The organism is Burkholderia ubonensis subsp. mesacidophila (assembly GCF_002097715.1).
Lineage (GTDB): Bacteria > Pseudomonadota > Gammaproteobacteria > Burkholderiales > Burkholderiaceae > Burkholderia > Burkholderia mesacidophila.
This window is the reverse complement of sequence record NZ_CP020737.1, coordinates 251,641-263,690: the sequence shown is the minus strand read 5'-3', so window position 1 is coordinate 263,690 and position 12,050 is coordinate 251,641. Positions and strand designations below refer to the sequence as shown.

Genomic DNA, 12,050 nt, shown 5'->3' with positions numbered 1-12,050 from the left:
TCGCTCGCCAGGAGTGCAACGTGACTGCCCAATGGATCGACATCCCGACCGGTAACGACAGCTTCGGCGGCTATCTCGCACTGCCACGGCGCGGCAAGGGGCCCGCCGTCATCATCGTGCAGGAGATCTTCGGCGTGAACGCGCATATCCGCTCGGTCGCCGACCAGTACGCAGCCGACGGCTACGTCGCGCTCGCGCCGGACGTGTTCTGGCGCACCCAGCCGCGCGTCGAGCTGGCCTACGAAGGCGCGGACCGCGACAAGGGCATCGAGCTGCTGCAGAAGACCGACGTGAACCTCGCGGTCGCGGATATCGCCGCGGCGGCCGACCTGCTGCGCGCGCGGCCCGAAGCCGGTGGCAAGGTCGCCGCGATCGGCTACTGCTTCGGCGGCCGCCTCGCGTATCTCGCGGCCGCGACCGGCAAGGTCGACGCGGCGGTCGCCTATTACGGCGGCGGCATCCAGAACGCGCTCGACGTCGCGGGCAAGGTCACGCAGCCGATCCTGTTCCATTACGCGGAAAACGATCACGGCATCCCGCTGACGGCGGTCGACCAGGTGAAGGCCGCGTTCGCCGGCCGCGACAACGCCGCGTTCCATCTGTATCCGGGCGCCGAGCACGGCTTCAACTGCACCGAGCGCGCGTCCTACAACCAGCGCGCGGCGGCGCTTGCGCACGGCCGCACGCTGACGTTCCTTGCCGAGCATCTGTAACGTAAGCGGCCCGGCGGCGCAGCTCGCCCGCGCCGCGCCCTTCCATCGCCACACGTCACAACGGGGGTGACAGCGGTGCATCCGGACTATCTCGCCCACGACGCGATCGGCCTCGCCGAGCTCGTCCGTCAACGCAAGGTGAGCCCGCGCGAGCTGATCGACGCCGCGATCGGGCAGGCCGAAGCGGTCAATCCCGCGATCAACGCGGTCGTGCTGCAGGATTACGACGCCGCGCGCGAGCGCGCCGCCGCGCTGCACGAATCCGGCGGTCCGTTCGCGGGCGTGCCCTATCTCGTCAAGGATCTCGGTGCGGCGGTCGCGGGGCTGCCGACGTCGATGGGCAGCCGGCACTACCGGTATTTCGTGCCTGACGCCGATTCGCCGCTGATCGCGAAAAGCCGCGCGGCGGGGCTCAACTTCTTCGGCAAGACCAACACCTCCGAAATCGGCCAGACGCCGTATACCGAGCCGGAACTGTTCGGCGCGTGCCGCAACCCGTGGAGCCTCGACCACACGCCCGGCGGTTCGAGCGGCGGCGCGGCCGCGGCGGTTGCGGCCGGCATCGTGCCGCTCGCGCACGCGTCCGACGGCGGCGGCTCGATCCGCATTCCCGCGTCGTGCTGCGGGCTGTTCGGCCTCAAGCCGAGCCGCAACCCGGCGCTCGTCGACATCCCGACGAACGGCGACCTGGTCGTCCAGCATGCGGTCGCGCGCAGCGTGCGCGACAGCGCGCTGCTGCTCGACGTCACGACCGGCCGGGCGCTGCCGCCCGGCGCGCCCGGCACCTTCCTCGGCGCGCTCGACGCGCCGCCCGCCGCGCTGCGGATCGGCCTCGTCACCCACCCGATGCTCGCGCCGGCGCTCGCCGACGATACGCGCGCGGCGCTCGACGACGCCGCCGCGCTCGTCGCGTCGCTCGGCCATCACGTCGAGCCGGCGGCGCTGAACCTCGACTACGCGCGCATCGGCGAAACCTTCCTGACGCTGTGGGCGACGATCGCCGAGGAGATGGTGCTCGGTGCGCGCGAGCTGACGGGCCGTACGCCGCAACGCGGCGAATTCGAGGCCGCGACGTGGGCGATGGCCGTGGTCGGCCGGCGCCTCGCGCGCACCCGGCTGCCGGACGTGCTCGAGTGGCAGCGCCAGCTCACCGTGCAGGTCGCGGGCCTCGCCGCGCGCTACGACGTGCTGCTGTGCGCGTCGCTCGCCGGCCCGCCGGTCAAGATCGGCGAGCTGCAGCCGACGCCGTTCGAGCATGCGCAGATGAAGCTGCTCGCGGCGCTGCCGATCAAGCCGCTGCTGAAGGAGATGCTCGCGAAGGCGTCGCAGAAGGCGTTCGCGTGGGCCGGCTGCACCGAGCTCTTCAACCTGACCGGCCAGCCGGCGATGTCGGTTCCGCTCTACTGGAACGCGCGCGGCCTGCCGATCGGCGTGCAGTTCGTCGCACGCCACGGCGACGACGCGCTGCTGCTGAAGCTCGCGCGGCAGCTCGAGCAGGCGCGGCCGTGGTTCGACCGGCGGCCGCCGCTGATGCAGGCGCAGGGGTGACGCGCGCGGCGGCAGCCCGTCGCCCGCCGCCGCCCCCTATCCGCAGACGAAAAAAAACCCCGCCGGCAACGCCGGCAGGGCTTCGTCGCAGTCTGCACAACCGCGCGGCGCTTACACGAGCCGTTCGCAGATCGTCCTGGTCGCGGCCGCGGTGTTCAGCGTATAGAAATGCAGCCCCGGCACGCCGGCGTCGAGCAGCCGCTGGCACAGGCCCGTGACGACGTCCGCGCCGAACGCGCGGATCGCGTCGCGATCATCGCCGAAGCTCTCGAGCCGGCGCGCGATCCAGCGCGGCACTTCGGCGCCGCACATCTCGGAGAAGCGCATCAGCTGCGAGAAGTTCGTGATCGGCATGATGCCCGGCACGATCGGCACCTCGACGCCGAGCTTGCGCGCGTCGTCGACGAAGCGGAAATACGCGTCCGCGTTGAAGAAATACTGCGTGATCGCGGAATTCGCGCCGGCCTTCACCTTGCGCGCGAAGTTCTCGAGATCGGCCTTCGGCGAGCGCGACTGCGGATGGTATTCCGGATACCCGGCGACCTCGATGTGGAACCAGTCGCCGTGCTCCGCGCGGATGAAGCTGACCAGCTCCGACGCGTAGCGCAGCTCGCCGACCTCGCCCATGCCGGACGGCAGGTCGCCGCGCAGCGCGACGATGTGGCGGATGCCGTGCGAGCGGTACTGGTCGAGGATCGCGCGCAGGCTGTCCTTCGACGAGCCAATGCACGACAGGTGCGGCGCGGCCTCGAGGCCGTCCTTCTGCATGTCGAGCACGGTATCGAGGGTGCCCTGCTGCGTCGAGCCGCCGGCGCCGAACGTCACGGAGACGAATTTCGGCTTCAGCGGCAGCAGCTGCGCACGGGTCGCGCGCAGCTTCTCGACGCCTTCCGCCGTCTTCGGCGGGAAGAATTCAAACGAGAGTTCGATCGGTTTCATGATTCAGGAGGGCAGCGCCGCGCCCCTCAGCCGATGTTGCGCTGGCCGAAGATCAGGGCGGACAGCAGCCACGACACGATGCTGTAAAGGATCGAACCGAAGAACGCGGACCAGAACCCGGATACCTCGAAGCCCTTGAGCAGCGACGACGCGAACCAGAAGCACAGCGCGTTCACGACGAGGATGAACAGCCCGAGCGTGACGACCGTGACGGGCAGCGTCAGCAGGATCAGCACCGGCCGGATCACCGTATTGATCAGCCCCAGCACGACCGCGACGATCAGCGCGGTGCCGAAGCTCTTGATGTGGATCGACGGCACCAGGTAGGTGATGATCAGCAGCGCGAGGGCGTTGATGATCCAGGAGAGGATGACGGTCATGGGGTGCTCCGGTTCGGTTGACGCTCAAGGCGGGCCCGCCTGGGCCGAGCCGCCGCCGCGTCGGGCGCAGGTCGCGCCGCGAAAACGCTTCGCGGCGCGGCCCGCCCCGGCGGGCGGGGCGGCTGGTGCATCAGTAGCGGTAGTGGTCCGGCTTGAACGGACCTTGCTTCGACACGCCGATGTACGACGCCTGCTCGTCCGACAGCACCGACAGGTTCGCGCCGATGCGCGCGAGGTGCAGACGCGCGACCTTCTCGTCGAGGTGCTTCGGCAGCACGTACACCTTGTTCTCGTACTCGCCGCCGCGCGTGAACAGCTCGATCTGCGCGAGGGTCTGGTTCGCGAACGAGTTCGACATCACGAACGACGGGTGGCCGGTCGCGCAGCCGAGGTTCACGAGGCGGCCTTCCGCCAGCAGGATCACGCGCTTGCCGTCCGGGAAGATGATGTGGTCGACCTGCGGCTTGATGTTTTCCCACTGGTACTGGCGGGTCGACGCAACGTCGATTTCCGAGTCGAAGTGGCCGATGTTGCAGACGATCGCGTTGTGGCGCATCGCCTTCATGTGATCGTGGCCGATCACGTGGAAGTTGCCGGTCGCCGTCACGAAGATGTCGGCCTTGTCGGCAGCGTATTCCATCGTCACGACGCGGTAGCCTTCCATCGCCGCCTGCAGCGCGCAGATCGGATCGATTTCGGTGACCCACACGGTCGCGCCAAGGCCGCGCAGCGATTGCGCACAGCCCTTGCCCACGTCACCGTAGCCCGCGACGACCGCGACCTTGCCCGCAATCATCACGTCGGTCGCGCGCTTGATGCCGTCGACGAGCGACTCGCGGCAGCCGTACAGGTTGTCGAACTTCGACTTCGTGACCGAATCGTTCACGTTGAACGCCGGGAACGGCAGGCGGCCGTCCTTTTCCATCTGGTACAGGCGGTGCACGCCGGTCGTCGTTTCTTCGGTGACGCCCTTGATGTGCGCGAGGCGCTTCGAGTACCAGTTCGCGTCGATGTCGAGATGCTTCGCGATCGACTTGTACAGCGCGACTTCTTCCTCGTTGGTCGGCTTGGCGATCACCGAACGGTCCTGCTCGGCCTTCGAGCCGAGGATCAGCAGCAGCGTTGCGTCGCCGCCGTCATCGAGGATCATGTTCGCGAATTCGCCGTTCGGCCATTCGAAGATGCGGTGCGAGAACTCCCAGTATTCGTCGAGCGATTCGCCCTTGAACGCGAACACCGGCGTGCCGGCTTCGACGATCGCGGCAGCGGCGTGGTCCTGCGTCGAGAAGATGTTGCACGATGCCCAGCGGACTTCGGCGCCGAGCGCCTTCAGCGTCTCGATCAGCACGCCGGTCTGGATCGTCATGTGCAAGGAGCCTGCGATGCGCGCGCCCTTCAGCGGCTGCTGCGCCTTGTATTCGTCGCGGATCTGCACGAGGCCCGGCATTTCGGTCTCGGCGATGTTCAGTTCCTTGCGGCCCCAGCCGGCAAGCGCCATGTCGGCGACGAGGTAATCGTTGGAAGCTTTGGAATCGATGACGGCGTTCATCACGCCCTCCTTTCTAAAAAAAGTTTAGAAAATGGTGACGTGAGCGCCGTTCAGGAAGCGGGAGCCGGCGCATTGCGCCGCGGCCCGGCCGCTTGGTGAAGCTTTCCGAGCCTGGCGGACGCTGGATGGTCCGTCGCAACGCTCCTCGGAAAACGGGTGGGATTGTAGCAAATCGGCGGGAATATTGCGTACCCGCCGTTCGAAAGGGGTCAGGATTCCGCGCCGACCCACGCCTGTTCGCGCAGCCGGGCGCGCAGCCGCGCGACCGCCTGGCTGTGCAGCTGGCACACGCGCGATTCGCTCACTTCGAGCACCGCGCCGATCTCGCGCAGGTTCAGCCCGCGTTCGTAGTACAGCGACATCAGCAGCTTCTCGCGCTCCGGCAGCCGCTCGATCGCCTCGACCAGCGCCTCGCGCAGGTGCTCGTCGAGCAGCGACGACAGCGGGTCGGCGTGATCGACGCGATAGCGGTCGAGGAACGGCTCGTCGTCGGCCGCGCGGTCGAAATCCTCGTAGTAGATGAGCTGGCTGCCGTGCAGGTCCTGCAGCATCCCCTGGTATTCGTCGAGCGGCATGTTCAGGTGCTGCGCGATCTCGGCCTCGCTCGCCGCGCGGCCGAGGTGCTGCTCGACCTTGTGCACGGCCTGCTCGACCTCGCGCGACGTCTTGCGCAGGCTGCGCGGCAGCCAGTCGTTGCTGCGCAGCTCGTCGAGCATCGCGCCGCGGATGCGCTGCGTCGCGTAGGTCTCGAACTGCGCGCCCTGGTCTTCCTTGTAGCGGCCGGCCGCATCCATCAGGCCGATCATCCCGGCCTGGATCAGGTCGTCGAGATCGACGCTCGCCGGCATCTTCGCGACGAGCTGCAGGCCCAGGCGGCGCACGAGCGGCGCGTATTGCGCCAGCACGTCGGCCTGCGAAATCCTTCCTTGAGCGTTGTACATCATGGCTCTCTCCCTCCGGTGGCCCTCACGCGGCGTGCGCCGCGCCCGCCTCGAACGACGTGCTGCCGCCCGCGCGCGCCGCGCCGGCGCCCGGCCGCGGACGCAGCGGCCAGTACAGCAGGTCGGCGGCAATCTGCCGGTAATCGCGCGCGGCCGGCGACGACGGAAACGCGTCGACGGCCGTACGCACCAGTTCGCGCGCATGCTCGACGAGCGGATCGGCGCTCACGCAGCCCGCGTCGGCGATCGACACGGTCAGGTAGCGGCTCGCGACGCCCGCGAGGTTGTCGAACGCGGTCTTCGCGTCGGCGTGGCTGCCGACGTGGTTGGTCAGCACGCGGAACTGCGCGATCGCATGCGCGAAATGCAGCCGCTTCATGCACGCGTAGGCCTCGGTGATCGCCTGCGCGGCGACGCGCGTGACGATCAGCACGTCGTGCGCTTCGCGCGCGAGCGCCGAAAACCCGCCGTCGGCGTCGAGCTGCGCGTCGACGAGCACGATGTCGGCCGGGCCGTCGACGAAATCGCTGAGCTGCGCATCGCTGTAGCCGACGCGCGCGAGCCGCGACGCGGCGCACACGCCGAACCCGGCGGCCACGCGCGTGCGCTCGCCGTCCCGCAGCCATGAGCCGGCGAGCGTCGCGGCGGCCGAATGCACGTCGGCGCGCTCGTCGACGACGAGCACGTCCTTGCCCAGCGCGGCCAGCGCCGCGGCCAGGTTCACGACGGTCGACGTGCAGCCGACGCCCGCCGGCCCGCCCGCCACCGCGACAATCCTCGATGCGCGCCCGGCCAGCAGGCGCCGCAGTCCTTCGGCCTGGTCGATCATCCTTTTATCCAAAACGCACCTCGTGCAGCTCGGCGGTCGAACGTGCGGTCAACGCGGAAAGCAGCGTCGGCATGTCCTCGTCCTGCGGCACGAAGGGCGAGCCGTCGCGCGGCACACAAAAGGCACTCTTCATCAGGAATTTCTTCGTCGCGACGTACAGGTTCTCCGGCACCTTCTGGCCGGTCGACACGTAGTGGACGGGCAGCTTGTAGCGAATCACCGTGTCGAGCACGCCGCCGAGGTGGGTCGCCTCGTCGAGCTTCGTGAGGATGCAGCCGGCCAGCTCCGGGGAGGCCTCGTCCGGGTGGCCGGCCGCGCTGCGGTACGCCTGCACGACCTCGTTGAGCGTGTCGCCGTGGCTCGTCGCGTTGAGCAGCAGCAGGCGCTGCACCGGCGTGTTCGCGCCGTGCAGCATCGCGATCTGGTCGGACACCGCGCGGTCGCGCTGGCTCATGCCGATCGTGTCGATCAGCACGATGTGCTTGTTGCGCAGCTCGGACAGCGCGAGCTGCAGGTCGCCGGCGTCCTTCACCGCGTGCACGGGCACGCCGAGGATCTTGCCGAAGATCCGCAGCTGCTCGTGGCCGCCGATCCGGTAGCTGTCGGTCGTGAGCAGCGCGACCTTGCTCGCGCCGAAGCGCATCACGCAGCGCGCGGCGAGCTTCGCGGTGGTCGTCGTCTTGCCGACGCCCGTCGGCCCCATCAGCGCGAACACGCCGCCGCGCTCCATCAGCGCTTCCTCGCTGTCGAGCACCGGCAGGTTCGACGCGAGCACCGACTGCGCCCATTCGGCCGCCTGCTCGAAGGTCTGCTCGCCTTCGACCTGCGGCAGGTTGTCGACCATCATCCGCACGAGCTGCGCGGAGAAGCCGGCCGCAAACAGGTGCTTCGTCAGCGCGCCGTGCACCGGGCTGCGGCGCTGGCGCTCATGCCACATCAGGCTGTCGAACTGCTCCTCCATCATCCCGCGCAGCGAGCCGAGCTCGTTCATCACCGTGTCGTTGACGATCCGCTCGATGCGCGCCTTCACCGCGTCGGCCACTGCGGCGGCGGTGTCTTCAGGCATGCGCGCGCGGTCCGCCGCCTTCGGGGCGGGCGCGTCGGCGATGCGGCGCGGCGCGGCGTCTTCCGCCGGCACGCGGCGCGCGACGTTGCGCACGATGTCGCGCGCCCACTCGGGCGGCGTCGCTTCGTGCGCCGCGCGCGGCGCGACTTCCGGCGCCGGCGTGGCCTGCGCGCGCGCGATCAGCGCTTCGCGCTGCTGCGTCAGGCGCTTCGCGTGTTCGACGAGCCACGGCGCGGGTTCGGAGGGGGCTGCGGGCGATCCCGCGGCAGGCGCGGCGGCGGCGGCAGAGCCCGCCACCGGCGCCGCCGGCGCGTCGGTCGTCTCCGCGCTCGCGCCGAACACCGACGAGAACACGTCCGGCAGGCCGCCGTCGCCCATCGCATACGGATTGACGGCCGAGCGCGGCGCCGCAGCAGCCGGCGTCAGCGCACCGGCCCGGAACGCCGCGCCGGGCAGCGCGGCTGCGCCGGCCGCGCCCGGCGGCGTGATCGCCGACAGTTCGGCGTCGGCGAGCGCGACGATTTCGACACTGCCGTCATCGAGCGTGCGGTTCGACAGAACGACGGCGTCGGCGCCGAGCGCCTCGCGCACGAGCCGCAGCGCGTCGCGGCTCGTCGGCCCGGTGAATTTGCGAATGTTCAAGCGGAACCCCCGATGACGTTAACGACTTTGATCGTGCGTGTATCCGGCACTTCGGCATACGACAGCACTTTCAATTGCGGCAGGCTGCGGCGCAGGAAGCGCGCGAGCATCGCCCGCAGCGCGTGCTGCACGAGCAGCACGGGCGGCAGCCCGAGATTCTGTTGACGCAGCATCGCTTCCTGCGTGCCGGTCAGGAGTGCGTGTGCGAGGCCCGGCTCGAGGCCCGGGTTCGCGCCCGTGGCGAGCGCCTGCGACAGCACGCGCTCGAGATTCGCGTCGAGGCCCATCACCTGCATCTCGCCCGAGCCCGGATACCACTGCTGGGTAATCGCGCGGCCGAGCGAGAGCCGCACCGCGGCGGTGATGTCGAATGCGTCGGTGATGCGGCCCGCGTGCTCGGACACGGCTTCGAGGATCGTGCGCATGTCGCGGATCGGCACGCCTTCCTCGAGCAGGTTCTGCAGCACCTTCTGCAGCGTCGTCAGCGAGATCGTCTTCGGCACGAGGTCCTCGACGAGCGACGGCGCGTCCTTGCCGGTGCGCTCGATCAGCGCCTGCACTTCCTGGCGGCCGAGCAGCTCGGCCGCGTGCTGGACGACCAGATGATTCAGGTGGGTCGCGACGACCGTGCTCGCGTCGACCACCGTGTAGCCGTACACCTGCGCCTGCTCACGCATCGCGACGTCGATCCACACGGCCGGCAGCCCGAACGCCGGGTCCGTGGTCAGCGCGCCGGGCAGCGCGGCCGTGACCTGGCCCGGGTTGATCGCGAGCCACTGGCCCGGGAACACTTCGCCCGTGCCGATCTCGACGCCCTTCAGCGCGATCCGGTAGCCGTTCGGCCGCAGCTCGAGGTTGTCGCGGATGTGGATCACGGGCGGCAGGAAGCCGATTTCCTGCGCGAATTTCTTGCGGATGCTCTTGATCCGCTTGAGCAGCTCGCCGTCGCTGTTCTTGTCGACGAGCGGGATCAGCCGGTAGCCGACCTCGAGGCCGAGCGGGTCGATCAGCTGCACGTCGTCCCAGGTCGCCTCGTGGCTGTCGGCGGGGAGCGCGGCGGGCGGCGCGATCTCGGTGACGTCGCCGGCCGCCTTGCGGGCCGCCGCGCGCTTCGTCTGCGTGCGGGCGAGCCAGATCGCGCCGCCGCCGAGCAGCAGGAACGCGAAGTGCGGCATGCCGGGGATCAGCCCCATGATCAGGATGATCACGCCGGTGATCGTCAGCACGCGCGGGTTCGCGAACAGCTGGCCGGTGATCTGCGTGCCGATGTCCTCGTCGGTCGCGACGCGCGACACGATGACGCCGGCCGCGGTCGAGATCACGAGCGACGGGATCTGCGCGACGAGGCCGTCGCCGATCGTCAGCAGCGTGTAGTTCGTGCCGGCCGCGGCGAACGTCATGTCGTGCTGGATCATCCCGACGATCAGCCCGCCGATCACGTTGATCGCCATGATGATCAGGCCCGCGATCGCATCGCCGCGCACGAACTTCGACGCGCCGTCCATCGAGCCGTAGAACTCGGCTTCCTGCGCGACCGCGGTGCGGCGCTTTCTCGCCTGCTCCTCGTTGATGAGGCCCGCGTTCAGGTCGGCGTCGATCGCCATCTGCTTGCCGGGCATCGCGTCGAGCGTGAAGCGCGCGGACACTTCGGCGATCCGCCCCGCGCCCTTCGTGATCACCATGAAGTTGATGATCATCAGAATCACGAACACGACGATGCCGACCGCGAAGTTGCCGCCGACGAGGAAGTGGCCGAACGCCTCGATCACCTGGCCGGCCGCGTCCGGGCCCGTGTGGCCCTCGAGCAGCACGACGCGGGTCGACGCGACGTTCAGCGACAGGCGCAGCAGCGTCGAGAACAGCAGCACGCTCGGGAACGCCGCGAAGTCGAGCGGCTTCATCGTGTACATGCTGACGAGCAGCACCATCACGGACAGCGCGATGTTGAACGTGAACAGCAGATCCAGCAGCAGCGGCGGCAGCGGCAGGATCATCATCCCCAGGATCATGCAGATGAGGATCGGGCCCGCGAGCGCGCGCAGGTTGGTTCCCGCGAGCAGGTTCGGGCGCTTCGCGAACAGGCCGGCCGGCGTGCTCATGCGTTACCTCCCTGGGCGCGGGCGTGCGCGCCGAGCACGTCTTCGGCTTCCTCGCGCTCGTCTTCGTCGGACACCGACGCGCCCTTGTCGAGTTCGGCCGGCACCTCGAGATCGACCGGCGCCGCCGGGAACGCGCCGCCTTCCGAACGGAAGCGCTTCAGCTGGTAGACCCATGCGAGCACCTCGGCGACGGCCGAGTACAGCGAGCCGGGGATCTCGCGTTCGAGTTCGACGTTGTGATACAGCGCCCGCGCGAGCGGCGGCGCTTCGAGCAGCGGCACGTTGTGCTCGGCCGCGAGCTCGCGGATGCGCGTGGCGACGAGGTTCACGCCCTTCGCGACGACCTTCGGCGCGCGCATCGCGCCGTCCGTGTATTGCAGCGCGACGGCGAAGTGCGTCGGGTTCGTGACGACGACGTCGGCCTGCGGCACGGCCGCCATCATCCGGCGCCGCGCGAGCGCACGCTGCTGCTGGCGGATCCGGCCTTTCACGTGCGGATCGCCTTCGTTCTCGCGATGTTCGCGCTTCACTTCTTCCTTCGTCATGCGCAACTTCTTGTTGTACTGCCAGAGTTGATACGGCACGTCGAGCGCGGCGACGACCAGCATTCCGGCGACCGTGGTGCCGCAGCACACGGCGACGAGATGCAGCGCGTCGGCGAACGCGTCCTGGAGCGGCTGCGTCGCGAGGCCGAGCAGTTCGTCCTTGCTGCGCCAGATCGCGATGCCGCCGATGCCGCCGACGACCAGCGTCTTCGCAAGCGACATGCCGAGCTGGATCGGCCCCTGGATCGAGAAGATCCGGCCGAGGCCGGAAATCGGGTTGAGGCGGTCGAACTTCAGCTCGAACGTCTTCGACGAGATCAGCCAGCCGCCGAGCGCCATCGGCGCGAGCAGGGCGGCAATCCCCATCATCGCGAGCAGCGGCGCGAGCGCGGCGAGCCCTTCGAGGCTCACGCTGCCCGCCGAAATCAGCATCCGGTTGGTATCGAACGCGATCCCGCGGTCGAACGTGAAGGCGCCGCGCAGCATCGTCTGCAGGTGTTGGCCGATCGGTCCCGCGAGCAGCCACGTGCCGTAGAAGCCCGACGCGAGCAGCGCGAACGAAGCCAGCTCGCGCGAGCGCGCGACCTGCCCCTCCTCGCGCGCCTTCTCGCGGCGCCTGGGAGTGGCGGCTTCGGTTTTGTCGAGATCGCTCTCGTCTGCCACGGGGCCTCCAGACGGATACGGCGGGATGCCGCTTTCCAGTGACACCGATTATTCATGGACGCGTCAAACGCCGATCGGTCGAGCAAAGCCTGGAAAGGGGGGTATTTCGGGGAATCGGGCGGGCGGCCAGCTGTGG

Annotated in this window: 10 protein-coding genes and 1 riboswitch; of the genes, 2 read left to right on the top strand and 8 right to left on the bottom strand. The window is 69.1% G+C overall.

Translation table 11 applies throughout. The annotated features are described in order from the left end of the window. Positions 1 to 20: 20 nt before the first annotated feature. Both B7P44_RS01215 and B7P44_RS01210 read left to right on the top strand, forming a co-directional pair. Positions 21 to 713: a dienelactone hydrolase family protein gene (locus B7P44_RS01215; protein ID WP_084899770.1), complete on the top strand. Its 693-nt coding sequence runs from the start codon at positions 21 to 23 to the stop codon at positions 711 to 713. A 75-nt stretch (positions 714 to 788) separates the two neighbouring features. Next, on the top strand, positions 789 to 2,261 hold the full coding sequence (locus tag B7P44_RS01210; protein ID WP_084899767.1) for an amidase: 1,473 nt from the start codon (positions 789 to 791) through the stop codon (positions 2,259 to 2,261). A gap of 111 nt (positions 2,262 to 2,372) precedes the next feature. Here B7P44_RS01210 and metF read toward each other — a convergent pair whose 3' ends face one another. From metF to flhB, 8 genes are all read right to left on the bottom strand, one after another. Beyond that, positions 2,373 to 3,200, bottom strand: coding sequence for a methylenetetrahydrofolate reductase [NAD(P)H] (gene metF / locus B7P44_RS01205; RefSeq protein ID WP_084899765.1), 828 nt, complete (start codon positions 3,198 to 3,200; stop codon positions 2,373 to 2,375). Between the two features lie 26 nt (positions 3,201 to 3,226). Next, positions 3,227 to 3,580, bottom strand: a complete 354-nt coding sequence (locus tag B7P44_RS01200) for a phage holin family protein (protein ID WP_084899762.1) — start codon at positions 3,578 to 3,580, stop codon at positions 3,227 to 3,229. A 130-nt stretch (positions 3,581 to 3,710) separates the two neighbouring features. Further along, on the bottom strand, positions 3,711 to 5,129 hold the full coding sequence (ahcY, locus tag B7P44_RS01195; protein WP_084899760.1) for an adenosylhomocysteinase: 1,419 nt from the start codon (positions 5,127 to 5,129) through the stop codon (positions 3,711 to 3,713). Between the two features lie 34 nt (positions 5,130 to 5,163). Further along, a riboswitch (S-adenosyl-L-homocysteine riboswitch) is annotated at positions 5,164 to 5,282 on the bottom strand. A 56-nt stretch (positions 5,283 to 5,338) separates the two neighbouring features. Next, complete coding sequence (locus B7P44_RS01190) at positions 5,339 to 6,073, bottom strand: RNA polymerase sigma factor FliA (protein ID WP_084899757.1); 735 nt, start codon at positions 6,071 to 6,073, stop codon at positions 5,339 to 5,341. A 22-nt stretch (positions 6,074 to 6,095) separates the two neighbouring features. Continuing rightward, positions 6,096 to 6,911, bottom strand: a complete 816-nt coding sequence (locus tag B7P44_RS01185) for a MinD/ParA family ATP-binding protein (protein WP_084899755.1) — start codon at positions 6,909 to 6,911, stop codon at positions 6,096 to 6,098. Then, positions 6,904 to 8,607 carry a flagellar biosynthesis GTPase FlhF gene (gene flhF, locus B7P44_RS01180; RefSeq protein ID WP_084899752.1) on the bottom strand — a complete coding sequence of 568 codons (1,704 nt, stop codon included), beginning with the start codon at positions 8,605 to 8,607 and terminating at the stop codon, positions 6,904 to 6,906. Before flhF ends, B7P44_RS01185 begins: the two co-directional genes overlap by 8 nt. Then, positions 8,604 to 10,706 (bottom strand): flagellar biosynthesis protein FlhA, encoded by a 2,103-nt coding sequence (gene flhA / locus B7P44_RS01175; RefSeq protein WP_084899750.1) that lies wholly within the window; start codon positions 10,704 to 10,706, stop codon positions 8,604 to 8,606. Before flhA ends, flhF begins: the two co-directional genes overlap by 4 nt. Next, positions 10,703 to 11,914 carry a flagellar biosynthesis protein FlhB gene (flhB, locus tag B7P44_RS01170; protein WP_084899747.1) on the bottom strand — a complete coding sequence of 404 codons (1,212 nt, stop codon included), beginning with the start codon at positions 11,912 to 11,914 and terminating at the stop codon, positions 10,703 to 10,705. The genes flhA and flhB overlap by 4 nt, the downstream gene beginning before the upstream one ends. Positions 11,915 to 12,050 lie beyond the last annotated feature (136 nt).

Bases quoted from the DNA above. Each gene is read 5' to 3' on its own strand.
- metF (WP_084899765.1), bottom strand. From the start codon at position 3,200: ATGAAACCGATCGAACTCTCGTTTGAATTCTTCCCGCCGAAGACGGCG.
- B7P44_RS01200 (WP_084899762.1), bottom strand. From the start codon at position 3,580: ATGACCGTCATCCTCTCCTGGATCATCAACGCCCTCGCGCTGCTGATC.
- ahcY (WP_084899760.1), bottom strand. From the start codon at position 5,129: ATGAACGCCGTCATCGATTCCAAAGCTTCCAACGATTACCTCGTCGCC.
- B7P44_RS01190 (WP_084899757.1), bottom strand. From the start codon at position 6,073: ATGATGTACAACGCTCAAGGAAGGATTTCGCAGGCCGACGTGCTGGCG.
- flhA (WP_084899750.1), bottom strand. From the start codon at position 10,706: ATGAGCACGCCGGCCGGCCTGTTCGCGAAGCGCCCGAACCTGCTCGCG.